We start from the raw sequence: 25,737 nt of genomic DNA, 5'->3' as shown, positions 1-25,737 counted from the left end.
AAGCTTCCATTTCTGCTTCGATTTGCTCTTGTTCAATTTCGAGAGCGTCCCATTTTTCATCAAGCTCGTCCTGATTATCCGAATCATGGTAGATACCTCGAAGATGCTCGAATTCTTTATCAATGGCTTGAAGCCTATCCGCATCTTCTTGGCTCAATTCAACAGGCTCAGGGTAGATATGTTGATAATCTTGGGTAAACTCATAATCATAGCTTGGTGAAACCTCCACAAAAGCCCAGCCCTCAGCTTCTATGGCCTTAGCTGCATCATGCAATTTTTCACTAAAGAGCTTTTCAATAAGCTTTAGGTCTGTGAGATAGATATCCTCTGAGAATAAATCACGCTCTGCATGACCACCAGCTTTTTCATAGGCTTCAAGGGTAATGAATTTAATTCGGTGATCGTTGGAACTGATTTTTTGCTCCGTGAGCATGGATTTGATTTGGCGTGGGTTCTTTTGCCAAGTCGGTAGTTGCGACCATAGGCTTTCCTGTTTTTCATGGTCGTCTGTTAAGGTAAAGGCTTCAAGGTGCTCAAGGGACATTTCTCCTTCACGATATAGGTCAAGAAGCTTTGAGGAAACACCAGCCAATTTCAGCCTTTGTTTAACGGTTTTTTCAGAGACACCGAAACGGGCGGCGATATCACCCACTGAAATATTGTTTTCGCTCATTTCAAAAAACGCCTCAAACTGGTCTGCGGGGTGCATGGATTGTGTCTGAACATTGGCGGTTAAGGAAACCTGCTGAGCGATTTCGGGGTTGATGGGTTCACATTTAACAGGGAAAGTCGATTTCAGAACTTTATCTTTCACAAGAGCTTTCAGGGCTAAAAGTCTTCTTTGACCATCCACCACAAAAAACCGTCCTTCTTTATCCGCAGGTCTAATGAGTAAAGGTTGGAGTAGACCGTAGGCTTTGATCGAAGCTTTCAGTTCGTCCTGTCTTGCTGTCACATTGGTTTTTCGTGAGTTTTCAGGCGCTACATTAAGCTTGTTTAAGGGGATTTGTTGCTGTGTTTGATTTTCAACATGGTTTACTTGGGCCATTGTGTTTTCCTTTCATAAAATGACTTGGTGGGTTTTTGGTGCTAACCATCTCGTAGCTTTAGCTGCGAGGTGGGTCGCTTCCATAAAACCCAATGGTTACAAAAAATGGGGGTGGCAAGGGTCAAATCATACGAACCGCATTCATGCGGCTTGGGCCAAAGAATTTTTAAAATAGGACGCTACTGCACCGCATTTTTAAAATTCTTTGGGCTTCGGGTTTGACGCGCGTCGGGGGTTCACCCCCAAGCAACTTGCAAAAATTGTTCACCTTGAAATGTGAACTCATGCTATTTCCAAAATTTCTTTCAGAACATCATTCCAGTCCAATCCGCGTGTATCCGGACTGTGCCTTGTTAATGCACCAGTAAAATCTGTACCTATGATTATTTCGGTAAGCCTATGCGTTATTGCATCTCCACCCTCATCATTGTCTGTAATGAGAACAATTTTCTTCAGCCATGAAAGCGTAACCAAATCTCGAATGAGATCGCCCTGCTGTGGAGAAAATGCGCCGCTAGTTGAGGTGTAAAAGGCGTTGCTAAGAGAATGAAGTACCTGATAGCTCAGGGTATCAATGGGGGTTTCGGAGATAATCAGGGTATCGTCGTCCTTCTTTGTGTTTGAACGCCATAAGGTTTTTTCACTGCCTCTTACAAACAGGTCTGCATTCTTCCCTTTTAGTTCGAGGCCGCAAACCTGTTTGCCCTTAAAGTGAGGGAAAACGGCATTTTTGAAATGGTCCTGAAATACCCTTCCCAAAAAGCGCGGAGACGTTAGGATTTTTGCGGGGATTCCTCTGCCTTGAAGGTATTCATGGTTGTGTGCTGGTGAGCAATGGTTGAAGAGCCTTTGTATCCTGCGGGGATCTGGTTGCTTTTCTTGAACATCGGGGACATACCTGGTCGGTTCGGGAAGGGCAATATTTCCGCCGATCCAAACTTGTAGCTCTTGGCCGATCTCAAAAAGGGATTTGTTTGTGCGGTCCTTGGCGAAATCAATGATGGTTCCATTATCCTGATCATTATAGACAGAGAAGTAAACCCAGATGCCATTCTGCCGTGAGATGATGATTTTATCTTCTTTGCCTTTTCTCATGGCAATGGATTGACGGGTACTTTTCCTGCGATCAATCTCATAACCCAAATAAGCAGCGTATTGCGTTAGGTTTATGTCTTGCTTGAAGCGAGTAAAATCAAATGGATTAGCCATTTTGAACCCCCACCAAGCTTACTGCATCTGGAATATGAGAATTTTGCTTGTTAAAGTTGTTGAGATATTCAACAGCCCTTGCTGCTTGGGCTGCTGCCTTGAAAATGTGGGCCTTATCATCTTTGAGTGCTTTGAGCCAGCTTTTGATATAGATAGTATGGTTTTTGGGCTGGGTTTGAGTAATTCCATGCCCTGCACATAAAAAGGCCGCACCCAACTCTGCTACGAGCTCTTCAAAGGCATAGTCTTCCGGCTTGACTTTCTCAGTGATACCAGGGCGATCCAGTCTCTTTTTTGCACCTGTCCAGTGCGTTAACTCGTGGAGTAAGGTTGCGTAATACTGCTCGGTTGCACTGATCTGTGATGTGTTCAGAAACATGGAAGTTTCAGGCATGTTGATATAATCATCTGCTATGGCATAGTAGGCTTCATTCTCACCTGTGCGAATATCAGCTTTTGTGCTTTGACAGAAAGTATCAACCAGTTTGATGCGTTCTACCTGATCAGTTCTAGGTACCTGGGTGCGCTTCGGATCTTCATAGCCTTCAACCTGATTGGCATTGAAAACCGTATAAAGACGGAGCATTGGAATTTTCTTTTCTTCCAGTTCCCCGTTTGCATTCTTTTCTTCTTTGGTGAGCGTTTTGTAAAAAACAATGCGGCTGCCTTTTTCACCCTTGCGCACATGCGCACCTTTTTCTTTCCACTGTTTGAATGTTGCCCAGTGGTTGGAGGTGAATTTTCTTTTTTGCTGATTAAACCAGAGCGCCAGAATATTGATCCCCTGATAGTAATTGTCTGTAGTTGGGTTCATGGGTAGTCCTTGCGCGGCTAAAGATGCGAATGGGGGCTGATAATCGTTCAAATCAACGTCATCTAGTAGGTTGATTATCTTATCTGTTACCTCCTGGTGAATGTCTGGCTTTGTGAATTTCGAATTTGATTCGGTCATATCGGCTCCTAAAAAAGTGGGAAAGCCTTATCAAAGGCTTTCCCGAGTTGGTGGAGAGGTTAGGCAGGAATGGCCTCGGGCTCTTTAGAGATTTCGAGAGAGGGCTTTGTATTATCATTTGCTAGCTCGCTGTCCTTAGCTTTTTTGCGCACGAGATGGTAAGCAAAGATTGTACTGGCGGTCTTTTTGTAACCTTCCGGTGTATCAAAAGACTTTGTACTGTCTTCGCCTTTGGCGTATATCCAGTCTCCTTTCTTGAGCGTCTTCGCCAATTCAAAAGATTCTGTAAGATTGCTTGAGATAAGGGCATCGAAATAGTTCGTGATGGTCTTTACCTCATCGTCAGGGGTTTGATATTGCTTGTTGGTGGCAAATCTGATTTTCGCGTATTTGCCTTCTGCCACAACTTCGGCATCTTTGGTAAGATGCCCTGATTTCATCGTGACATTTACATCAGCAAATAACTCCTGCACGCTCTCAGGTGTTTGCGTTTCTTCTTTTTTAGGTTTGGTTTTTGACATAGGGCGTTTCCTTTCCTGTCGGTTGGGGGTATAATTCCCTTCCTTTTTTAGGAAGAGCGTTTTTTGTGCCGCTCTCATTCTGCAAAGCAGGATGGGGTGCGACATAAAAACTGGTGGATGCCAGGTAACAGACCCGACTTGCAGGTGGTCAAATCAAAGGAATTGCTTCTCAAGGAAGCATGCACCTGAACAGACCAGTAAAAAACAGGAACCACGTCCCGCATTTTTTCTGATTGATCAGGTTTCCGATTTGACGGGCAAAAGTGGTCTGATATCCAAAAAGGAGCTTAGTAAGCCTCATGAATGCAATTTGAAGCGATGTAGATCAGGTCTATGATCTGAGGTACTTTTCCGGCCAACAAATAATCCAGAACCTTGTCTGCAAAAACATCCAGGGTTTCGTTCCAGTCGATAAAATGATCGGCGGCAAGGTCCTCCAGCGCATCAAATACTCTGGCAGCATCGGCACACAAGGTATGGACCTTATCTTCATTTTCATTGTCCCGACCCATAACTTCGGTGATTTGGGCTTTGTGTTCGGGGTTTTGATAAAGATGGTAAGAAATTTTCGCGACGATTTCGCCATAGTATAGGCCATTGGACATAGAAATAGCTCCTGTTCAGGTTGTTCAGATTTTTGAGATATGAAACTTAGGGGGACGCAGGATTTGAAGGGCGGGACTTTAAAGAATGGATTGGCTTAGGTCAAGAAAATAGGAATAAATTCCTACCATCGTATGCAGCAATAAAAGTGCGTAAAAAAGTCCCACCATTAGTATCGGCGGGGCTTTTTCCTTGTGGTTAAGTCAATCAGTTTTTAAAATAACACAACCTGTTAAATAAGGAAGATGGAATTGTTTAACTGGTTAAACCAGTAATCGGCTCTTTATAAGTTTGATATTTGTTTTGCTCACACCATGATTTTCGGACAGTGTTTCCCATTGCTCCAGCGCATGTTTGGTCTGTTCAATAATAGGGTCAATCTGGGAACGGGTAAGGTTGGCTTCTTTGCCTAGCTTGATTAAGTGTTCGTTTGATGGGTTTTGTCCTTCCCCCATGACCATGGTACTTTGGTGTCCTCGTGGTCCTGATGAGAAAGTCAAATCATAAGCTGGTGCAAGTTTCCACTGACCAGAACTATCCATGAGGAAAGAAAAGTTCTTTCCATGATCGTCCCTGTTATGTGAGAGAATATTAAAGACCGCAAGGCGAAACATTTTTTCTACTTCCCTGATATCTTTTGTAAGCACTTCGGTCAAGGCTAGTAAATCTTCATAATCCAAAGCGGAGGTCCTGAAATCAGAATGTAATAAGCCGCTTGCCGTATGCATATGAAGCCTTTTATTGTTATTACGGTCAAAGCGTTGGGTGGCGAAATACCCTGCACCCTTCGAAGCCGGGAAAAGGTGAGTTTGTGCCATTTCAAGACCAGCTTCTTTAGCCATCAATGAATAGACGTATTCTATAGCTCCTGCATCTACCCCGTCCGTTGTGTTGGCAAATTTGACTATCCAATGTTCATAACCCTTTGGTAATTCATGCTTCCCGTGAGTGATATGCTGTTTGTTTTGATCAACACCGATTAGGGCTTTTGGCCTGGCTCCGGCAGATGATCCATTCAGGTCAACTAATTCAGCCAGGACATTTTCAGCCTCTCCGTCAATCACTTCTTGTGTTTGATCGGCAAGCACATCAAGGTTTATGGTTTCTTCTGACCTTCCCTCACTGTAATCAGGTTCATAGACCAAAGCGCCAAGGCCAGTAAAGCCAACATAAGCCAGTCGGTCTAAAGGGGTGAATTCGTTGGGTAAAAGGTTGCGGCTTTTTACCAACCGATCAAATAGCAGGCGTCCCCATCCGTCAGGCAGACTGTCATTAAAAACACCAGGCAAACCTTCAAAAAGAAGCGGGTCGAAAGTTTGAACGCCATAGGTCAAAGGGAGTTTTAAGGGAGATATATCCAGTCCTGACTCGATAAACGCTTCATCAAATTCAAAGTATATTTTGTAATCACGACTGGCTAATCGGCCAACTGAAATAGTCTCGGCTCCAAAGTTCAGACCGACTTTAATTTCATTTAAAGCGATAATATTGCTCATTTGCGTCGTGCTCTTTGTCGTTTTTTATCCTGTTTGCCTTTCAGGACATCATCAATGGAAGAGAAACCTTTATCCAAAGGTTTTGTCGCCTCAACCAAATTTTCAAGGTGCCCAAGCGCCATAGCAAGCTTGAAAAATGACTCTAGCGAGATTTGCCCTTTTTGCTCAAACTTGCGCAATGAAGCCAGGCTGACACCCGAGCGCTGAGCTAACCCTTGCTGGGTGAGATCTTTTTCAAGTCGCAAAGTGCGCATATTCTCAGCAACTTTTCGTAAAGCTTTAGATGTGGTTATAAGTGATTTCATCATATTACTTATACTGCAAATATAACAATAATTACTATTATAGTAGCAATTAAATCACTTTTCAAGTTTCATATTCCCTAACGCTAACTATTCATAGAAAACATATTTCAATGGTTCTTTTCCTATCAATTTCCCGGTTTTTCAGGAAATCGGAAGGATTAAACCGGCATTGAACGTAAGTGTGCCTGGTGTATAAGCATCGCTTATATCGCTTCATTTGCGCTCAGGGAAGGAAATGCAAGGAAGAATAATCCCAGCAGAACAAGGTTTTTAGGAAGAAGCGCTTTCATTGATTGGTCTTGTCTTCTATTTGTTCCCTGGTTTCTCAAGGCGTTTTATAAGTTCTGCATTTTGAAGTTTAAGCTCCTCAATTTCAGCTTCCAGGGCATCTATTCTCCACGCATTGCTTTGAACATGCCCCCAAACTTCCTGGACAGCCACAATAATTGGCGAGATTAGATTTGAGTAAGAAACAGAGAGATATCCTTCTCCACCCTCATGAACAACTTCAGGGAAGAGTTTTTGGACTTCCTGAGCGATTAAACCAACTTCAGCTCTGTCTTTGTAATCACCGTCCTTGCCTGCTTTCTCATTCCAGCGATAAGAAACGCCACGAAGCGCAATAACTTTCTGCAGTGTGCTCACACTATCCAATGTTGAAATATCTTTTTTCAGGCGTATGTCAGAAGCTTGTGTCAGTGTTCCATTGAGCCAGGCATTGTTGCTCGAGTCGATGCGGAAGGCTAATGTTCCACCGTTACAATTCCAAAGAGCGGCTGTATGCGAGCCACCTTCACAGAATTGGAAGCCGCCGCCATTGTCTGTGCGGAAATAAATGGCACCGTTTGTTACCCCGATGCCATAGCGCGTGCCCCAAAGATTGATCATTTGGCGAACCTGGCTACCAAAGTTCAATAGACCACTTGTTGTGCTTGATCCGTTGTTCAGTGTAAGTGTGCCTGTCATTGTGCCAGAAGAGGGCAGGCTGGCACTGGGTGTAAAACAGCCTTCTGCCGCACCTGATGCACTGATACCTCGCGCGGCTTGTCCACTCCCACAATTTGAAGGGTTTGAGGCAAGAGCGTCGGCATGCACAGTGCTATCACAAGTCCATAATCCGTTACTATATTCTAGTTTACTGCTATTGCCTGTACAAACGGGCAATCCTGTGATGGTCAGATACCCACCATTAACAGTTAAAGAACCGCCGATCCACAAGTTATTTGTGCCCGGATTGTATATCAGGCCAGCGTCTGTTTTTGGGCGCTGCACAGCACCACTATTCGCATCATAGAATCCAACATAGTGCGTCGCATTGCCTGAGTCTATATCTGTATTGATGTTATTGGCATTTGTCGCTGTGCCTGAAAGCGCGCCAGAAAACGTTGTCGTAGTAAGGATATTTGTGTTTGGGTTAAACGTCAAATTCGCATCTGTTTTTGTACGCTGATAGCTGCCGTTATTCGCATCATAATATCCCAGATAGTGCGTTGCATTGCCTGTATCTGTGTCTGTGTTCACATTATCAGCATTTGTTGCTACGCCAGAGAAGGCACCAATAAATGTTCCAGCCGTCAGTGTATTTGTGCTCGGATTGTAAGTTAATCCTGGATCAGTCTTTGGACGTTGTGCACCGGTTGTACCATCAAGAAACGTAACAGAATGGTTTACATTGCCCGTGTCTGTTGTGACATCAATGGTCTGTGGCACAATATTAGCTGTACCATTAAAAGATACACCACCAATTGTGCGTGCATTTTGCAGTTGATCAGCCCAAACATTCGTATCACAAGACCAGGTACCAGTTGCATGAACATATTCAATCTTACTGGAATTAGCCGTACAATCCGCACTCAGATCATTCAAGATAAAAGACCCTGTGAGTTCAAGGATAGCGCTGCTGGCACCCGTTCCTGCACTGGTGTCGGTGAACTCGCGCCAAACATTATCTGCGCCACAAACCACAGAGATGTGATTGGTGCCGCTACGGAATTGAGCGATTGATCCAATCGGATCATCTGCGCAAGACGCATCAACGGCTGGTGGCGCTGCATAGGATGCTGTTGGAATAAAGAGTAGTGCAGCAGCAGTTGTTAGAAAAGCTGTTTTCCTGTTACTAAAAAAGTGCTTAATAAAGTTCATTGTTTAACCTCCAATTGGCTCGTGCAGAATAAATACTATCCCACATTCCTATTGTGCTCCAGTTCTATTTTATGGTCAGACGCTCCATCTCCTGTTAATAAAGTACAGTTGAAAGACTTTTGATATTTTTTCCTATCACAAAAGGGATTTAATCCTATCATAAGTAATAGGATTGGTGAAGAAAAATGATAGGATTATGATGGTCTGTGGTTTGTTCATATAGAATTTGTTGCAAGGCCTTTAGAAGGCCGTTTATCTGTAAGAGTTGTCTTCAAGCGCATGAAGCTGTGGCGTGCATGCGCTGAATTTCTTATTGCCGATTTTTTGTCATCACCAAATGCGGCTTGCAATTTCACGCTCCTCCACACCGACAATGTTGAGATAAATTTCGGTTGTTTCAAGGGCGCAATGACCAAGCCATTTCTTAACCAAAGTGAGGGGAACCTTAGTCACGGCATTCACGGCGAAACCATGACGCAGCCCTTTAGCGCATCCGCGTACTCCTTTTATATTGGCTAGTTTCATTACACGTTTAATCTGCCTGGAAGCTGTGCGAAGCGAAAACGACCATAAGCGAGACCCTTTTTGAAGCTTCACCTTATCACAGTATTCTTTCAGGTCATTCAGTAAGAACTCTGGAATTGGAATTTCACGATAGATCCCGCGCTTTCTTTTCTTGAGACTTTCAATAACCACTGTGCCATTGGAGACATCAATACGCTCAGTTGTGAGATTATGGGTTTCGGCTATGCGTGCCCCGGTATAATAGAGCAACTGACAAAACAATCTTATTTCTGTAGGTTGCTGCTTTGTGATTTCTAAAAATCTGAGCCTTTCATTTTGGTTCAAATACTTACGCTGTCCATTGTTGTCATATAGTGACATTGTGTTTTTATACATGATATTTTCTTTCTCAAGATAACTGTCCGAGTATTACCTATTCTCGGACAAAAAATCAAGGAAAAACGCTCAATATCTTCATTTTAAGCAGAATTTGAGCCGATCTTCCTCATTATGAATAATAACAAAAGGGGCATATGTCAAGAAAAAGCCTCACGGTGACGAACTATAGGTAATTTTCGGACAAAATCGCTCAGATACCGACAATTAAGGCCATTCAGAGGCCATTTCAGGGTCTTGGTGGAGTGATTACTATTGTTCAAATTCTTAAAAAACAACCTTATGAAAAAGAAAAAATGCGACACATGTTTTGGGACCGGGAAGGTCACAAGCGGTAGCGGTTTTATGAAGAAGCTAACCGGGCATAAAAACGATTGTCCCACCTGTTTAGGAAAAGGCTACATCTACACTTAATAAGTTATGAGTAGCAAGAAAAGTGAAGGGTTTTTCGGACCGCTCTTAGCAGTTATTGGTGGCTTTTCAGGAGCAATCATGGGCTTTGACTACGGGGATGGGCTGGGCATGTTTATGGGTGGTTTAGGGTTGGGGCTGGTAGGGCTATGGATTGGCAGGGCGGCTGATGCACTTATGAAGCTGGCCTTTGTCATTATCATTTTATTAATCAATGCTTCCATCAGGCGGTTTCTATGGAATTTGTTTGTAACGGCACTCCAGTAGTCAATTGAAAATTAAATTAAATCAAAATAAACATGGCTAAATACGAAGAAGTAGGCAGAGTCTACAGAAAGAAAAAAGAAAACAATATTTGGGGCATCATCGCCGTAATCGTGATCATTCTGATCATTGCCAGTCAATGTTCCTGATCAAGAACATTGACTTTTTCTAATCTTAAAATCTTAACGAAATGAATATAAACAGTTGCAACACAAGCGGAATCTATGGTATAAGGGATCGCTTAAAGAAGGATAAAACCATGAAAAAAGCAGGATTACTTACAACGGGAATTTTAGTGCTTGCGTTCGTTACAGCGAATAGTAATGAAGCTTCGGCACAACAACATTTTATTGACACAGGCAATGAAAAGTTAGCTTGGTTCGATAGCAATAATCCGGTACAAAAGGGTACAGGTGGTGTAGCTCGTAAGATTTCTTATTTAAAGCCTGAACTTGTTTTGCATGTTTCGGGTGGTGTTGATCCAAAATATTCTGCCGAGGATTATGCCAAAATGCTTCGTATCATGTTCAATGATCCTAAGCGCACAAATTTCCCAACTGAAATCGTTGTTCTTTATGAGGAGAGTAGTGAGCAAAGAAAGACTGGTGTTGGCGCATTTATCAAGGGCAAAAAGTTTGATAAAAATGGCGGTGAATATGAAGGTGGGGATGGTGTATTCACACCTGTTGAAATCGTTGGCTACATTCCTCAAATTACAGAGGCACACGCTAAGGCATATGGCCTTGCCTCTCTTGGCACAAGTGCAGAGACCAGCTTGACACTAGCAAATAACTAACCTGGTTGAAGAGATGTAGTTGGCTGGATCGGTTCGCGACTTGGAACTTCATTTTCGAGGGTCTTTTCTTTTATATTCAGCCCTTGAGCAACTTTATTAAACGGGTCTGAAATACTCTGAGCAACTTCCGCGAAAGGGTCGTCACTTATTGAACTCGCATGAGAGATGGATTGATTTTCGGCCTTTGAACCACCATCTACTTTTATGTTTGCAAACGGGTCAGGCTGCACTCTATTTATGCCTTCCAAAATAAGATTAGGAGATGATAAATTTTCATTATTCCACAACTCTGAGTCTTTCTTTGAAATAAAGTCATTTGTATTTTCACGGTCATATTGCGATTGCAAATCTTTTATCTCTTTTTCCCACTCAGCCGCCTTTTCCAAGTTCTTTTGCGCTTCTTGGATTTGCTCTGGCTCTGCCACATCACTATCAAGGATCTTGTTATTGCCCTCCTTAAAGATTTCAATGTCTTTACCCACCTTATCGAGATTGGCTAGAATTTGCTCATGCGCAGCCTCTAATTTTTCCCTATCCGTTAGCCCGTTTACATTTATACCGTCATTTTCAAGAATAAGCGTAAGTGTGGCTATGTCTTGACTATCATAAGCATCTTTATAAGACTTGGTCTTTTTGATAGAAGTTTCGATCTCATTGGCAACCTGCTTCAAACCTTCTAATAGATCCGCAACATCACGTGGAGTTTCAAGAGTCATCTTCATTAGCTCCTCAAAACGTTTCTTTTCCTGCTGCTTCTTATGCTCAGATTGGTGGTTGTGAAGCTCGGACATGTAGGTTCCGGCATGTAGACCATACATGGAGCCGGATAGCTCACCATGAAATATCCTGTTTTCTTTATTTACCCTATTGTCCTCTGACATCTTTTTCCCCTAATGTTATTGCCCCATCTACCTAATCTATTTTAAGACATTATGGTTAATAGAGTTTTAAGGAAAGAAGACATTTTATCCATTAAATGGAACTGTTTGTAGTGTGTTATTAAAGCGTACCATTTTCATAAAATTGTAGATTTTGTTCATTGTCTATTAACTCTTCCAGGCTTATAATCAACCTATGAGTAAATCAGATAAGAGAAAGCTGAAAAATCTAATAATTACCGAAGCGCTTCGATCTGAGCTTAGCCGGAAGATGCTCAAAACCGGGCTTTCACCTAGAAAGCTTGTTCAACAAACCAAAGATCTGCCTGTGGAATGTGATGCAGCTTTTTTGGTGGGTGTGTTGAGTGGTGAAATCAGGGAAGTCTCGAAGGATCTTTATACCAATCTTAAGTGTATCCTGGAAGATGAGAAGGATGAGACAAAAAGAATGGCGCCTGTAACTCAAAAATATATTGATCACATCAACGCGGAAATTGAGCGTACAGGGATAAAACTGCACAGAGTGCTTAAGATGTTTAATATCAGAAAACCGGCTTCTGTTACTGTCTATAGATGGGTTGAGGGTAAAATCAAAAAAGCCAATGCAAGTCATCTATGTCTTTTGTCCGATCTGTATTCCAAGCTTCCTGACGGCGAAAATGAAGAAGGCAAAAGGGCTGTTTCTAAGGGTAACTACAAGACTATTGGTGAGCATTACCTTCCTATTGATGAAGAGTCCAAAATCAAGCTACAGAGGCTTCGGGATATAGGACTTTTACCCGGTTTTATATTCGGCTTAAGAAAGGACTGTCCAGGATATTTAAACGCATCCATCATAAGCAGTTGGCTTAATAAAGAAAACCGAAGGGCAGACCCAAACGATGTGGAATGGGTGCTGGATACTTGCGAAGAAATTCTCGAAGAAACCTTAGCGCTTTACAGGTAATCATCAAATCAATCGTCATTTATTGCTTTGCCTGACTTGCTTCACGATCTTATTGGCCATGAGTATGATACGTTTGGTGGAAACACGACGAATATCCATATAGTGCGCATTGGCGGTCACTTGATCATGGTTAAACCTGATGCCCGCCTCTATGGCTTCATACATCCAGTCAATATGCTTATAGAATTGTCGATTAAAGGACTCCTCAATATGCTCAAATTCGCTTGATCCAAGATTGACCATAGCCTTAATGTTACCAGCAATCAATAATGTACATTTTTCGGCAATTTGGGATGTACAGAAAACGGAAAATAAGGATGTACAAATTTCCAGGTCTAAATTTAGTTAAAAAATAGTTTTCCGGCGCTGCATTCGATAACTATTTCCTTGAAGTTTTATGATCTCACATCTGTATAGTATTCTATCCAGTAATGCGGTAGTTAGCACCTTGTCCTGCAATACCTCAGTCCATTGTTTTGGTGCCTTGTTTGTGGTAATGATCAAAGATGTGCGCTGATGGAGTTCATTGATCAGGTTGAAAAACGCCACAGCGTCCTGTTTTGATACCGGAAACATCATAATGTCATCTATGACCAGCAAATGAGCCTTCATGATGCGATTGTATTCTGCGGCAGCGGTTCTGGTCATATCTTTCATTTTCAGTACTTTTACCAGCTCCTCCATGGTTTTAAAGTAGGCCAGATAACCTTTGTCGATGGCATCAAAACAAAGGCCGGCAGCGATGTAGGTCTTCCCAGTGCCCGAAGGGCCCATTAGTACGATATTAAAATTTTGCTCCAGCCATTTTAATTCCCGCAGTTGATTGAGTTGCTTTTTACCAAGACCGTTCTGAGAGGAGTGGTCATACAATTCCAGGTTGTATTGCAAGGGAAGCCGCGCCCTCTTAGTTCTTCGTTCCAGCTCTTTTTGTTTTCTGTAACTCATTTCGGATTCCATCAGGTTTTTAACAAGATCCAGGTAGCTGAGCTGATTTTGCTCAGCCTCCGCTACCAGTTGGTCAAAATTAGTCGATAATGCTGATAATCTCAATTTTGCACAATAGGCCTTGATCTGTTCTGTTTTTGTCATGGTTCATTATATTTATCGATTAAAAATATCTTCATAGTCGTCCAGATTACTTTTTTCAGGGGTCTGGGATGCTTTTTCCAGGCTTTTTTTGTCCAGCAGTTGAATGGTGGTTTTGTCTTTTGGTGCTGGTGCGCCCTGTTCCAGGAAAAAAACAGTATAGACCTGTTCAAAGTCAACCGCATTAAAGACCTGGTTTTTCAGGCAAAATGCCAGGGATTTATCTGCTACCTGGGCATTCCCACTCCTGACCGCTCTTAAAATAGCCTGGGTCTGATCCCTGATATATCTGGGATAAGTTTCCCGTATCTGATTTAAATAAGCCAAAGCGTTCATTTTATCAGTGAAGTGCCCGCAGGCCTCCTCCATCAGCCTTTCAATAGACAGGGAATGGTCTCTTTTATGATTGGTGTTGATGACTTTTTTTCCACTACCTTCCGGTATTTTATGCATGCAGATATGTTCCCACACCAGGTTGTAGATAAACAAATGGCTATCCAGCTCTTTGAGCAAGACAAAAGTATCAGCCCCCTGGTACACTGCTGTGGGTACAGAATAAAAATTTCCCCTGTAATTGACTGTCCTGTCCTTTCTGACAAGGTAGCGGGTTTCCTTTTCACTGTTATCCTGCATGGGTAATGGCTTATAGGTGTTTAGATAAGATCGCTCGGTATGGAAAGCTTCAATCGGGCTTATTTTGGTCACATGATGTTTGAGGTAATTGGCTGTTCTACCCAGCCAGGCCAAAGCTTCATCGTTGAGGGTTTCCAAATCGATATAAGTGCGATTGTATAAAAAATTCTTCTTCACATACTGTATCACACTTTCAACTTTCCCCTTGCTCTCCGGGTCAGCCTTCCTGCAGAAATGCAACTTGTACCCACGTGCCTTCACATATTGACAGAAGTCAGCGGTAAGCAGCAACTGGCCCAGGTTCTCATCTACCAGCAGGGTACGGTCCTGATCATAAACCACAACTTCAGGGATGCCCCCGAAGTAGCCAAATGCCTGCTCATGGGCCTGGCAAACGGTCATTGCAGTAAAAGCCTTGTCTGAGAAAAGGACAAACTTGTACCTGCTCCTGGACAACACCATAGCAAAAAACCAAACTTTTTTCTTACCGCCCGATGTAAGCCGCATGTTATATTGTCCAAAGTCTACCTGGGCCTGATGGCCAAACGGCAGCTCTTCTACAGGAAAATAGTCTCTCTGAGAAGGTACTACCGGCAGGTTATACTTGCCACGAACATACATGACAAAATTGTATACAGTGCGTGTGCTGACTTTTGGCAGGTCAGTATAGCGCTCTTTTAACCAGTCAAACATTTGAGCGGTTGAAGTATCTGTAAAGGCTTCCAATTTTGACTTTACAAAAGCTTCATAAGGGGAAAGCTTCTTAGCACGATCCTGACTACTTGACAGAAATCGCTCATATTCCTGTTCGTCCATGGCCAGTCTTTTTTCTACGGTTCTTCTATCGATCCCCAGATATCTGCCAATTCTGGCCGCTTTGAAGCCTAATCGTGATAGACGCTTGATTTCATAATACATCATCCAGTTATTTAAGTCCCTATTTGTCATTCCTGCAATATTTTAAATGTTAAAAATTGCAGAGATAATCAAAATTGAGGTTCAGGAAGTGGGCTTTGGCCCATGGGTCAAAGCCCACTTCCTGTCACTGGAAATGTACATTTGTATTTTCCGAAATCAATACATTACTAATTGCCGATTACTGTACAAAGTTATTTGCTGATGACACAAGGTTCAGAATCTTATCTGCTTGTCTCCCATTAAAAACAATCTTAGCATTTTTTTCCATTCATTTCCGATCTTTTAAAAAACTGGGAACCATTTCCCATCTTTTTCCTATTTGAAATGAGAAAAAACTGAGAAATGAACATGCTTTTGTCCGATCTTTGTCCACACAGGACAGTGAATAGTTAAAAAAAGGCCTATACAGGCTTAGGAGACAACTTTTTAAGCCAAAACAAACATATCATACAGAATGCTTGGTTCTCTTAGAATTGAAATCGGAATTTCGAGACAAAAAATAATAGGGATACTGATTTTGCCCTCACTTTTGTTATTAATATCGTATAATATAGACAGGTTGCCCTCGAACCACATGCCTTTCTCTCTTATATTTAATCAATAGCTCTCAAATTCTTATTGATATTTTAATAGTCCCTATGAACGCCTCAACCACTAATCAATCATCAGACTTTGCCATTTTTTGTCCTTCCAGGGTCATCATATTGTTGTGCATCCAATAATTGACCGGTGAGCAGCCGAAAGCGGCATAACTCTGGGCGATCTCTGCCTCATGATGTGGGAATTTAAGCTCCATACCACCTCCATGAATATCAAAAGGTAAGCCTAAATACTTGCTGCTCATGGCTGTACACTCTATATGCCAGCCGGGGAAACCCTTTCCCCAGGGTGATGGCCATTGCATGATATGTGTGGCTTCCGCTTTTTTCCACAAGGCAAAATCAGCCGGATGCTTTTTTTCTTTTTGTCCTTCCAGTGAACGGCTTCCAGCCAGCAACTCTTCCAACACCCTGCCGGATAGTTCACCATAATGGTATTTTTCAGCATATGATATGACATCAAGATAAACTGACCCTTCAGTTTCATAGGCCATACCATTTGAAATAATCTGTTTAATCACCTCTATCTGCTCCATAATGTGTCCGGAGGCTATTGGTTCTATGGAAGGTGATAATACGTTGAGCATGGCCATCATATCACGATATAAATTGGTGTATCGTTGGGCCACTTCCATGGGTTCAAGTTGCTCCAATCGGGCTTTCCTGGCAACCTTGTCTTCACCTTCTCCACTTAGTTCATCTTCAAGATGGCCCACATCGGTGATGTTTCGCACGTATCGTACTTTATATCCAAGGTACGTTAAGTACCGATATACTACATCAAAGGTAATTGCAGAACGGGCATGCCCCAGATGAGGTTCACCATAGACAGTAGGGCCACACAAATACATGCCTACCTTACCTTGTACAATAGGAGAGAATAGCTCTTTTTTGCCTGTAAGTGGAATTTTTACGACTATTAACTCTAAATTGGACCCCATTCATGTCTTGTAGTTAAAATAATTAATTCAATAAAATACGTGTAAACTTGAAGATTCAGATAATAGTAAGTATTTAGCTCACCTCAAAGAATCTTTGGACTGGCCAGTGGTCCTTATACCCATCCACCCAGAGATTAGTTGCCAACTCGTCTTCTGTACTTAGGCAACTATCCAAATCGGATTTAATCAATTCTTCATCCATATCCTGACCAATAAAGACGATTTCGTTTTTCCTATCCCCAAATTTTTTATCCCACCCAGATTCAATGAGTTGTCGATTTTCCATAAAGCCTGCATACCTTATGCGCTCCTCAAAAGGCATACCGCTCCACCATACACCCGCACTATCAGCCCTTAGTGATCCACCTGCTTGTCCCCAGACCAAAGCTTGTTCGGGTCGCGATGCAATCCAAAATAGCCCTTTACTTCGTATTACAGTGCTGGGAAATTTTTCTTGCACATAGCTCCAAAACCTTACCGGATCAAATGGCTTCCGACTTCTATAAACAAATGAATTTATTCCGTACTCTTCTGTCTCAGGAGTATGTTCTTCTTTATTTAACTCTTCTAGCCAACCTGCGCTCTGCTCCGCTTCTTCAAAATCAAAAAGGCCAGTATTCAAAATTTCTTTAGGATTCACTTTGCTAAATGAAGACTCAATAATTTTAGCAGCAGGGTTAAGCTTTTTTATGGTTGATCGAAGAACACCTATTGTTTCTTTGGTTACTATATCTGCCTTGTTCAGTATAATCACATTGGCAAACTCTACCTGATCGGTTAAAAGGTTCACGATTGTACGATCATCACCTTCCATATCTGTTAGTTCTCTGTCCATTAACCTCTCAGGACTTCCGAAATCTTTAAAAAAATTAAAAGCATCAACCACCGTTACCATGGTGTCGATGTAGCTGAATTTGGAAAGGTCAATTCCGTTTTCTTCATCTACAAAGCTGAATGTTTGTGCTACCGGCACAGGTTCACTTATTCCAGTACTTTCAATTAATAGGTAGTCGAACCTGTCTTCATTCGCTAACCGCTCTACTTCGACCATCAAGTCTTCCCTTAAAGTGCAGCATATACAACCGTTACTCATCTCCACTAGCTTTTCTTCTGTTCTGGAGAGCGTGTTTTCGCTTTTTACCAGGTCTGCATCTACATTTACTTCGCTCATGTCATTTACAATGACTGCTACTTTCAGCCCTTCTTTATTGTGTAGAACGTGATTTAAAAGAGTGGTCTTTCCAGCCCCTAGGAATCCACTAAGAACTGTTACAGGTAATTTTTTTGTCTTAAGCATTTTTGTTTTAAAAATTTATTCTGATACAATCAATTTGGAAACATCGTCAATATCTGTTTTGCATTTCCAATTCAATAGCGGACGCACACCTTTATTATTGCAAGCCTTTAATGAACTGAAGGTTGTTTTTTTCCAAATTTAGTTCTCGGTAAAAACAGGCCTTTCGGCGGTTACCTTGCTGGTCAAAAGTGTGGCAAACCCCATTACCTAGCAATGTTACTTGATACACAAGTGCATCTTGATCACAGTCTATCAATATGTTTTCTACCTTGAGAACATCTCCAGAAGTTTCTCCTTTTGTCCAAAGTTGATTGCGGGATGTGCTCCGGAAGGTAGCCAGACCAGTTTTTATGGTCTCATGCAGTGCTTCTTCATTTATGGAGGCCAGCATCAGAATTTGTCCAGTGTCTATTTCCTGTACCGCCACTGGCAGGAGCCCTCCGCGTTTATCAAACCGGGGCGTAAACTGAAGTCCTTCTTCAAGTTCTATGGCTGCATAATTATTTATCTTGTCCATTTTTTTCTTTTTTTGGAACAGGGTCGTATCCATGTGTACCCCAAAGGTGGCACTTGCAAAGGCGTATCAAGCCCATATACACCCCTGTGGCTACACCCACCCCATTCTTGGATGGCTTCCTCCATGTACCCGGAGCAACTGGGCACATGCCTACATGAAGGTGGAAGGTATGGGGAAATACATAGCTTATAGAAGCGTATGACAACAAAAACCGTATATTCAAATACTTTTTTCAAAGTGTAATTACCAAGTCTGGCATATTGCCACTTAATGCACTATACAACTGAGGAAAACAACCTACCTGCCCCACTTCAATCATGTTTTTAGGTTGTACACTTCCGGTACCGCATTGATCAAATTTCCCCTTAGCCAAATCGCGTCTTAGAGCACATTGGTCACAGGCCATGACCAGCATTCCACTTTCCTTGGCTATCTTGTTAAGTCGCTCTCCGGTTTCATTTCCCTGTCTCAGCACATGTGTGTTTTCGTCAAAAAAGAACATACCCACTACTTCCACTCCATGTATTTTTTGCTCCAATTGAGGCAGAATCATGGTTGCTAGCTGAAAAGTAGAAGCCATGTTAGTCTTAAAAATATAAGCTACTTTCATAATGGTATTAGTTTTGGTTCACTGCAATGCAATTTTTTCTTGATGCAATCATTAAGGAGTCCCTATCTACGATCCCTTTACTTGTTTCCAGTTGACCAAATGAGCGATTGCTATGATGGTGCCTCCACTAGAAGTTAGTAAAGCCTCCCTCCATTCGGGTTCTAATACCTGACCTAAACCAATCAGGACAAATCCTATTACAGCGATAGTTAATGCCAGCAGCTTATGATGATGCTTGCGATAGCCATGTATAAGTGCATTAGAGGCAATAAAAAAGCTTAGCAGGATAATGACATATTCTATCCATGGATTAGCTAGAAATTGAAGCCCTGCTAATGGTGCCATGCTAAGCAAAATAGGTAAGGCCGCACAATGCAAGGCGCAGAGCAGGGAGGTAATGAATCCAATAAAATCCAGGTGCAATCCTACAAATTGATTCTTCATACTAATAGATTTAATAAATGCAACATTGTTGCAAAAATAACACTAAAAAGAATAAATGCAATACTGTTGCATTTATAAAATGTGCTCTTAGTGACGTTAACTGTCATGACAGAACCCATGCTAACCACCATGCTCACTTTGTTTGTGAGGAATGTCATAAAACCTACTGTCTTGAAGAAATAGCAGTGCCAGAGGTAGAGATCTCTTATGAGTTCTCAGTTGTTAGTGTTGATTACACGCTTAGGGGTATTTGTAAGGAATGTAAAATTTGATTATTGATGTAGTTTCAAATACTTTAATGAAGTTCAATAATTACTCGATTTGTAAAACACCTCGAGTTTTAATAAACAATAGAATTACAATTCCCAACCTTTTTCCTAACTTCTTAAAAGTTGAGAAGCATTTCCCATCTTTTCCTCAACTCGGATAGGAAAAAACTGAGAAATGAACACGCTTTTGTCCGTTCTTTGTCCGAGCGAAAGCTTTAATCATCAAGAAAGCCCTATACATGCACTAAAGTACATTTTTAAGCCAAACAAACCTGTCACGCAGAATGCGTGGCATTGCTGGAGTTGAGAAATTAAATAAGAACCCAGTTGGGAAATTGATGAGAAAAAGTTGGGCAAATTCCTTGTAATGTAGCTTTTGATCTATTTTTCTTTCTCATCTCTTCGCACGCTTTCCAATCGTTCCTAGTCTTTCTTAACTAAAAAAACCGTTTCCCAACATATTTTTGTCTGAATACCATGAGACTGTGAATGATGGAAAGGTCCAGCTTTACAAACCCACGAAATCTATTCTGTCATTAAAATGAATTGAATATTCAGCCGCTCAACATCACATTAAGCGGCTGATACTACCATTTTTCATATTTCCTAGCTCAACTTTTTGATCAACTTCATTTGTCTGTCTGAATGACCATAATATTTGAGATCCGATTCGAAGAAATTCGACTTGTCAAGTACGGCCTTGAAGTGTGAAAAGCATTCAAAACTATACTTCCCGTGGTAACGTCCCATACCACTATTTCCAACACCACCAAAAGGAAGGTTTGAGTTGTTGTTTTGCATAACCGCATCATTGATTCCCCCACTACCAAAAGGGATTTCACTCAAAAATCTATCTTTAATTTTATTATTATTAGAGAATAAGTAAGCTGCAAGCGGCTTCTCAAAACTTTTGATGATTTCGAACGCTTCATCGATGGTCTCATACTCCACTACCGGAAGGATCGGACCAAAAATCTCATCTTGCATTACATCATCTCCGAGTGTCACATTGTTGAGTACTGTAGGCTCAATAGTTCGCTCTGCTCTGTTTGTCTTCCCTCCGAAGTGAATTTTTTCCGGATCGATCAATGAGACTACTCTATCAAAATTTCTTTCGTTGATGATTCTAACGAAGTTTTGATTTTCGACGGAATAGTTATGCTTTTTGATTTCATGCACAATTCTCTCAAGGACTTTGCTCTTTATGCTTTTATGAACCAAAACATAATCAGGAGCAAGGCATAATTGACCTGAATTCAGGAATTTTGCCCAGACCATTCGCTTCACACCAACATCAATTGAAGCATCTTTTGTAAATAAGGCAGGGTTCTTACCTCCCAGCTCCAATGTCACGCTTGTAAGGTTAGGAGCTGCTGCTTTGTTTACAATTTTACCAACCTGCGGACTTCCCGTGAAGAAAATCTTATCGAAGCGCTGATCTAACAGAGCGGTGGTCTCAGGAATTCCTCCTTCTACTACATGCAGGTAGCTGGCATCAAAATTCTCATTGATGAGCTTTGCCATTGCCCGACTGGTTACTGCTGATAACTCACTTGTTTTTAGGATAGTAGTATTTCCTGCCACCATAGAGCCTACCACTGGAATTAATGAAAGGTTGTAGGGGAAGTTCCATGCACCTATCACCAAAGACACACCCAAAGGCTCAGGTACCAAATAGCTCTTGGCAGGCTGATTCATCAGGTTAGTTTTGACTTTACGATGTTTTACCCATCTTCTAACATTTTTGATAGCGATATCCAATTCTTCATAAAGAGGAAAAATTTCCGTCAATTGGTTGTCGTATTTAGACTTCCCAAAGTCCTTGTAAATCGCTTCATGCAAGTCATCTTCATGTGCCTTGATCAGGTTCCTGAATTTCTTCAGTTGCTCAAGTCTAAACTCCACTGAGCGCGTGACATTACTATTGAAATACTTTCTTTGATCTTCAACTAATTGCTGAACTTCCTGCTCAGTAGTTGTCTTCTTTATCAATGTATTCATGATCTTTTGCTTTTAATATTTTTAAAGTGAGATTAGTCTTTAACCTCTTGTTCTTTTCGGATTTTTTTGATGAGTTTTTTCTTAGGCATCAATGGAGCGAAAGAAAGTTCCAGTCGCTGTGAAAAGGGGATTCCGGAAATGATCTCCAACTCACCTTTCATCATAGCGTTATAACCGTCTTTTGCAACATCTGCTGCGTTGGCCGGCTTTTTGTAAATGGCTGTTTTCGCCATGCCTGAGTGTGCCCCGAATCCTGTCTGTGTTGCACCAGGTAACAAAGCAGTTACAGTAACATTCGATTTATCGAGTTCACCGGAAAGCGCATTACTGAAAGAGGTAACGAATGCTTTTGTGGCAAAATATACTGCTTGCAATGGTCCGGGAACCAAGCTGACAGTTGATGAAACGTTTAGAATTTTACCAGCATTTCTTTCAACAAAGTCAGGCAAGAAGTGACGGGTTAAGGCCGTTAGTGCAATAATATTGACCTGAATCATCGCCAAATCCTGAGACCATTCCCTTTCGTGAAATTTTCCTACTCCACCAAAACCAGCGTTATTGATCAAATAGTCAATTTCGATGTCATGACGCTTTACCTCGTCATAGATCTCCTGAGTGGAAGACGCTTGAGCGAGGTTTTTGACGATAGTATAGACTTCCACGCCATACTTTTCCTCCAATGCTTGCTTCAGGGCTTTCAGGCCTTCTGCATTTAAATCGACAGCGACAATGTCGCCTCCTGTTTGAGCGTGAATATTGGCAAACTCCTTACCGATTCCACCTGCTGCTCCTGTGATTAAAGCTGTGTTTTTCATTTTTGTGTTTGTTAGAATGATTAATGATTTGATTTCTTACTCGCCATATACTTTACATCATTTAGTTAATCCATAAAGAGAGGTGCTGTTCTCTCCTCTCCCGGTGGTGGTAGGACTTCTCCACCTTCCCATACCCAGTTGGAATGGACTCCTAAGAATTGCCGCCCTATTTTAGTAGCCGGTTCTTGCAATGTGTTTGCCATGGCCATGATGAGTCCATGTTCCAGTCGATCAATAATTTCCTGGGTTCGGTTGCCTCCGGTTCTGATATTTCCCAAAAGCATCGCTTTTTTCCCTTGTTTCAAGCGATAGCCGGACAAGAACAGAACGGTGACAAAATTTGAAGGGGCACCTGTGGTAGCGCAGTGAGTATCGGTCACCTCCTTCACCAGTTTTTCTTTTTCTTCCTTTGAGAGTTTTGCTTTAGATAATATGAAATAAACAGGCATGAGTCGTTGATTTTAAAATGATGAATTGAAAGTGTAATACCCTTTGAGAGTTCGTGATGAGAGCAGGTCAGCGCCCAACCTTAGAAAGTATTTTACTTTTCCCGGAATGGTTAGATGTTTGCTATTCCTTTGGAGTAGCGTATTAAATACCGGGGTATCCAACACACTGATGATAAGCTGGTCTATCCTTTGTCCGGTTATTTGCAGCCAGTCTCTTGCACAGGCTTCAAACATTACCACCCTTTGGTGTTGCTCAACATTTTCATTGGATTCTATCGCCAGAATAGAAGGCTGCTCATTCTTATAATCATGGAAGATGTTTTCTGCCGGAACCTGATTCCAAATGATCAAAAGGGAATCTGCACTTATATGGGTCTTATAGTTTTGCCTGATTAGTGACTCCAGGCTCTTTGTTTGTCTTTTGGAGAATTGCCCCTTGCTAACGATAATTAATATTTTTTTCATGCTTCTTTGTTCTATTTTGCAGTGCTTGCTGCCTTGTTGAGAACAAAGTTGGGAGGATTTGAAGAGGAAAAATTTACCCTATGGTAAAAAACGATTAATGGACTAATTTTTTTCTGATCCTACTCAGGCTTTGCTGTGTGATGCCCAGGTAAGAGGAGATATGGGCAAGCTTGGCTTTTTGAAAAATAAGCGGGTGTTCTTCGAGAAGTTTCAGATAGCGGTATTCGGCAGATTCGGTGTGAATACTCATGACTCTCCGGCTTAATCTCATGGCAAATTCCACAAATAAACTTTGAAAGGCTTTGTTAGCCTGGTCTATTTGATCACTTAGCAGGTTTAATTGATCTTTAGTGATAAGAATAAGCTCAGTATCTTCAAGCGCCTGAAAATTCAAAATGTTCGTCTCCTCTTTAAAAAAGCTAAAAGGAGAGGTTATCATCATATTTTCTGCTGAAAACCAATGGGTCATCTCCTGTCCATCAAGATCCAGGTAGTAGAGTCTGATAAAACCTTTCGAAAAGTAATAGAAATAGTGACACCTCTGTTTATGCTTCAAAAACACTTCACCTTTTTTTGCACTTTGAGTTTTGAATTCAAAGCCTAATTTCTCACTCCATTTTTGCAAATGCTCTTTAGCTATGAATTGATCTGACCGGAACATATAAAATTAAGATAACCAATCTCTTGGGAAATTCCTTATTATAACCCCGTTAATGTGCGGCTATTCATTTTTTCTTAAACCAGTAGCTGATTTTCCATAATCTGATCATTATCTACTATACAAGCAGGCACTAAACCGGATTGGAGATAAATTCTCGTTTATGAATATTCAAAACAGGTTCATTTTGCTATTCTGTTGAGGTCATTTACCTCAGTGTTTCAATGTCAAATCATTTTTCTCATTTATTTCCTAACTTTTAAAAAGTTGGGGAAAATACTGTTAAAGTGCCTTTTTATCTATTTTTCTTTCTCACCCATTCCCAACTGAAGCACGCTATTTCTCATCATATTTTTGCCTGTTTTTTGTCCGTAGAAAAGAATGGACAAACATATCCATAGGACAAGTATTTCGAAAGTATTTTTCCCAAAGAACCACTGTCTCTCTTCAAACCAAATTTGAAAGCTATTCTATCCTGATCATTTTAATTCCTTCTCTTCCATACCTGGTAGGGAAATACATCAGCTCAGCCCTGGCAGGGTTTAATGAATACGCACCTGTGTAGCGAGGCATTAAGGGTATATTCGCTTTATATTCTCCCATCTTCAGCACTTCATAAAATACGGCAACTCTGTCTCTGTAATATTCCCTATGCACTTCCGGCCATCTCGCTTTAGGCTTATCTGTAAAACTGCAACCCGCTGGGATTGGAATTTCCACCATGACAAATTCAGCATCTTTTTTTACCGAAAAATCTACTGTAAGATTGACTTCTTTACCTTTTTGTAGTGTATTTTTTGCTGAACCCAAACTGCTGTTAACCACAAAATTACCTTCTACTTTTTTAGGGTTCTCATTAAAGCTTTTCTGATAAACAGTGAGGTAAACAGGACCGGGCCCCTCTTTTTTAAACTGAATTTCATTGGATAAAGTAGCTATAGATTCATATGGGAATTGATTAACCTCATCGCTATGGTCTCCAGTTATCTTTAATGATGCAGGCACATAATTTTCTTCCTTACTAAGTATGAGAGGCAGAATGGACTTAACAATTCTGGATGCTTCAAGGGTATTTCGCCAATAACCTTGTTTCCGTTCTCCAAGTAGATAATTTATGATAGCCTGTTTCTCAGTAGCATGGCCTTCTTCGTGTTTTAATATTTCCAATGCCAAAAGGGTGAGCAGATTAGAGTCCCTGTATACCCAAATACCATCAGATTTCCAGAATATACCTCCTAACATGGTTTCCTGTTGGTATGCCCAAAGACTGTCCAATGTGTAGTTTGTTAGCTCAAGTTTCTGTTTTAGGCGGATTAATTTGAATTGATCTTCCAGATCAAGGGATGTACTGTCCAATGGTTCAAGATGGGAAGGGTAATCGATTTTGGCATCCAGAAGGTAAAGTAGCTCAATAATGTCCAGTTTGTTTTGGCCTTGCATGCCTAGTTGAGCTACAAGCTCGTCGATGATAAAATCATATTTCAAAGGAACCTCAAAGCCTATCCGCTTTGCGTCAAGTAAAGCCTGAAGAACATGTCTGGTTATCCAGTTAACCGTATTACCT

The 25,737-nt window shown here is 41.4% G+C and carries 27 protein-coding genes and 2 pseudogenes; 3 read left to right on the top strand and 26 right to left on the bottom strand.

What is annotated here, in order from left to right; genetic code table 11:
- The 9 genes from AC04NP_RS19365 to AC04NP_RS19325 all read right to left on the bottom strand — a co-directional run.
- Nucleotides 1-1,048: ParB/RepB/Spo0J family partition protein (locus AC04NP_RS19365; RefSeq protein WP_482861582.1), on the bottom strand; the 1,048-nt coding region annotated here is incomplete at its 3' end.
- A 282-nt stretch (nucleotides 1,049-1,330) separates the two neighbouring features.
- Nucleotides 1,331-2,257, bottom strand: a complete 927-nt coding sequence (locus tag AC04NP_RS19360) for a toprim domain-containing protein (RefSeq protein ID WP_482861581.1) — start codon at nucleotides 2,255-2,257, stop codon at nucleotides 1,331-1,333.
- Entirely contained in the window at nucleotides 2,250-3,209 is a 960-nt protein-coding gene (locus tag AC04NP_RS19355; RefSeq protein WP_482861580.1) for an ArdC family protein, read from the bottom strand. The genes AC04NP_RS19360 and AC04NP_RS19355 overlap by 8 nt, the downstream gene beginning before the upstream one ends.
- 59 nt (nucleotides 3,210-3,268) lie before the next feature.
- Nucleotides 3,269-3,835 carry a single-stranded DNA-binding protein gene (locus AC04NP_RS19350; RefSeq protein WP_482861579.1) on the bottom strand — a complete coding sequence of 189 codons (567 nt, stop codon included), beginning with the start codon at nucleotides 3,833-3,835 and terminating at the stop codon, nucleotides 3,269-3,271.
- Nucleotides 3,836-4,017: 182 nt separating this feature from the next.
- On the bottom strand, nucleotides 4,018-4,335 hold the full coding sequence (locus AC04NP_RS19345; RefSeq protein ID WP_482861578.1) for a hypothetical protein: 318 nt from the start codon (nucleotides 4,333-4,335) through the stop codon (nucleotides 4,018-4,020).
- 261 nt (nucleotides 4,336-4,596) lie between these two features.
- Nucleotides 4,597-5,829 (bottom strand): type II toxin-antitoxin system HipA family toxin, encoded by a 1,233-nt coding sequence (locus AC04NP_RS19340; RefSeq protein ID WP_482861577.1) that lies wholly within the window; start codon nucleotides 5,827-5,829, stop codon nucleotides 4,597-4,599.
- Complete coding sequence (locus AC04NP_RS19335) at nucleotides 5,826-6,137, bottom strand: helix-turn-helix domain-containing protein (protein ID WP_482861576.1); 312 nt, start codon at nucleotides 6,135-6,137, stop codon at nucleotides 5,826-5,828. The genes AC04NP_RS19340 and AC04NP_RS19335 overlap by 4 nt, the downstream gene beginning before the upstream one ends.
- Before the next feature lie 303 nt (nucleotides 6,138-6,440).
- Nucleotides 6,441-8,276, bottom strand: coding sequence for a tail fiber domain-containing protein (locus AC04NP_RS19330; protein WP_482861575.1), 1,836 nt, complete (start codon nucleotides 8,274-8,276; stop codon nucleotides 6,441-6,443).
- 330 nt (nucleotides 8,277-8,606) lie between these two features.
- Nucleotides 8,607-9,176, bottom strand: coding sequence for a tyrosine-type recombinase/integrase (locus tag AC04NP_RS19325; protein WP_482861574.1), 570 nt, complete (start codon nucleotides 9,174-9,176; stop codon nucleotides 8,607-8,609).
- Nucleotides 9,177-9,596: 420 nt separating this feature from the next.
- Here AC04NP_RS19325 and AC04NP_RS19320 point away from each other — a divergent pair, with 420 nt between their 5' ends.
- Both AC04NP_RS19320 and AC04NP_RS19315 read left to right on the top strand, forming a co-directional pair.
- Nucleotides 9,597-9,854: a hypothetical protein gene (locus tag AC04NP_RS19320; protein WP_482861573.1), complete on the top strand. Its 258-nt coding sequence runs from the start codon at nucleotides 9,597-9,599 to the stop codon at nucleotides 9,852-9,854.
- Nucleotides 9,855-10,110: 256 nt separating this feature from the next.
- Nucleotides 10,111-10,647, top strand: a complete 537-nt coding sequence (locus tag AC04NP_RS19315) for a hypothetical protein (RefSeq protein WP_482861572.1) — start codon at nucleotides 10,111-10,113, stop codon at nucleotides 10,645-10,647.
- On the opposite strand, the gene AC04NP_RS19310 is transcribed toward AC04NP_RS19315, so the two are convergent.
- Nucleotides 10,644-11,528: a hypothetical protein gene (locus tag AC04NP_RS19310; protein WP_482861571.1), complete on the bottom strand. Its 885-nt coding sequence runs from the start codon at nucleotides 11,526-11,528 to the stop codon at nucleotides 10,644-10,646. The two genes, AC04NP_RS19315 and AC04NP_RS19310, sit on opposite strands and share 4 nt — an antisense overlap.
- Before the next feature lie 193 nt (nucleotides 11,529-11,721).
- Here AC04NP_RS19310 and AC04NP_RS19305 point away from each other — a divergent pair, with 193 nt between their 5' ends.
- Nucleotides 11,722-12,471, top strand: coding sequence for a hypothetical protein (locus AC04NP_RS19305; RefSeq protein WP_482861570.1), 750 nt, complete (start codon nucleotides 11,722-11,724; stop codon nucleotides 12,469-12,471).
- Nucleotides 12,472-12,486: 15 nt separating this feature from the next.
- Here the strand turns inward: AC04NP_RS19305 and AC04NP_RS19300 are convergent, their stop codons facing one another.
- From AC04NP_RS19300 to AC04NP_RS19225, 16 genes and pseudogenes are all read right to left on the bottom strand, one after another.
- Nucleotides 12,487-12,714 carry a hypothetical protein gene (locus AC04NP_RS19300; protein ID WP_482861569.1) on the bottom strand — a complete coding sequence of 76 codons (228 nt, stop codon included), beginning with the start codon at nucleotides 12,712-12,714 and terminating at the stop codon, nucleotides 12,487-12,489.
- Nucleotides 12,715-12,816: 102 nt separating this feature from the next.
- The gene (gene istB, locus AC04NP_RS19295) at nucleotides 12,817-13,560 is read right to left on the bottom strand and encodes an IS21-like element helper ATPase IstB (protein WP_482861568.1); all 744 of its coding nucleotides are present in this window, start codon (nucleotides 13,558-13,560) and stop codon (nucleotides 12,817-12,819) included.
- A gap of 12 nt (nucleotides 13,561-13,572) precedes the next feature.
- Entirely contained in the window at nucleotides 13,573-15,138 is a 1,566-nt protein-coding gene (istA, locus tag AC04NP_RS19290; protein ID WP_482861567.1) for an IS21 family transposase, read from the bottom strand.
- A 637-nt stretch (nucleotides 15,139-15,775) separates the two neighbouring features.
- Nucleotides 15,776-16,648 (bottom strand): annotated as a pseudogene (locus tag AC04NP_RS19285) (cysteine--tRNA ligase); the annotation flags it as partial.
- Nucleotides 16,649-16,721: 73 nt separating this feature from the next.
- Entirely contained in the window at nucleotides 16,722-17,945 is a 1,224-nt protein-coding gene (locus AC04NP_RS19280; RefSeq protein ID WP_482861566.1) for a GTP-binding protein, read from the bottom strand.
- A 94-nt stretch (nucleotides 17,946-18,039) separates the two neighbouring features.
- Nucleotides 18,040-18,462 carry a phosphoribosyl-AMP cyclohydrolase gene (locus tag AC04NP_RS19275; RefSeq protein WP_482861565.1) on the bottom strand — a complete coding sequence of 141 codons (423 nt, stop codon included), beginning with the start codon at nucleotides 18,460-18,462 and terminating at the stop codon, nucleotides 18,040-18,042.
- Nucleotides 18,446-18,538 (bottom strand): hypothetical protein, encoded by a 93-nt coding sequence (locus AC04NP_RS19270; protein WP_482861564.1) that lies wholly within the window; start codon nucleotides 18,536-18,538, stop codon nucleotides 18,446-18,448. Before AC04NP_RS19270 ends, AC04NP_RS19275 begins: the two co-directional genes overlap by 17 nt.
- A gap of 76 nt (nucleotides 18,539-18,614) precedes the next feature.
- Nucleotides 18,615-18,698: pseudogene (locus AC04NP_RS19265) on the bottom strand (hypothetical protein); the annotation flags it as partial.
- Nucleotides 18,695-19,072 carry a SaoD/DsrE family protein gene (locus tag AC04NP_RS19260; RefSeq protein WP_482861563.1) on the bottom strand — a complete coding sequence of 126 codons (378 nt, stop codon included), beginning with the start codon at nucleotides 19,070-19,072 and terminating at the stop codon, nucleotides 18,695-18,697. The pseudogene AC04NP_RS19265 and the gene AC04NP_RS19260, both read right to left, overlap by 4 nt.
- Before the next feature lie 66 nt (nucleotides 19,073-19,138).
- Complete coding sequence (locus AC04NP_RS19255) at nucleotides 19,139-19,516, bottom strand: MerC domain-containing protein (protein ID WP_482861562.1); 378 nt, start codon at nucleotides 19,514-19,516, stop codon at nucleotides 19,139-19,141.
- Between the two features lie 875 nt (nucleotides 19,517-20,391).
- Entirely contained in the window at nucleotides 20,392-21,786 is a 1,395-nt protein-coding gene (locus AC04NP_RS19250; RefSeq protein ID WP_482861561.1) for an aldehyde dehydrogenase, read from the bottom strand.
- A 32-nt stretch (nucleotides 21,787-21,818) separates the two neighbouring features.
- Nucleotides 21,819-22,601, bottom strand: a complete 783-nt coding sequence (locus AC04NP_RS19245) for an SDR family NAD(P)-dependent oxidoreductase (protein ID WP_482861560.1) — start codon at nucleotides 22,599-22,601, stop codon at nucleotides 21,819-21,821.
- A 65-nt stretch (nucleotides 22,602-22,666) separates the two neighbouring features.
- Entirely contained in the window at nucleotides 22,667-23,050 is a 384-nt protein-coding gene (locus tag AC04NP_RS19240) for a hypothetical protein (RefSeq protein WP_482861559.1), read from the bottom strand.
- A gap of 12 nt (nucleotides 23,051-23,062) precedes the next feature.
- Complete coding sequence (locus AC04NP_RS19235; RefSeq protein ID WP_482861558.1) at nucleotides 23,063-23,515, bottom strand: hypothetical protein; 453 nt, start codon at nucleotides 23,513-23,515, stop codon at nucleotides 23,063-23,065.
- 94 nt (nucleotides 23,516-23,609) lie between these two features.
- A complete protein-coding gene (locus AC04NP_RS19230; protein ID WP_482861557.1) occupies nucleotides 23,610-24,176 on the bottom strand; it encodes a Crp/Fnr family transcriptional regulator in 567 nt (188 codons plus the stop codon).
- A gap of 462 nt (nucleotides 24,177-24,638) precedes the next feature.
- On the bottom strand, nucleotides 24,639-25,658 hold the full coding sequence (locus AC04NP_RS19225) for an alpha-2-macroglobulin family protein (RefSeq protein WP_482861556.1): 1,020 nt from the start codon (nucleotides 25,656-25,658) through the stop codon (nucleotides 24,639-24,641).
- Nucleotides 25,659-25,737: the final 79 nt, after the last annotated feature.

Source organism: Agaribacillus sp. DX54 (genome assembly GCF_056858335.1).
This window is presented reverse-complemented; position numbering and strand designations above follow the sequence as displayed.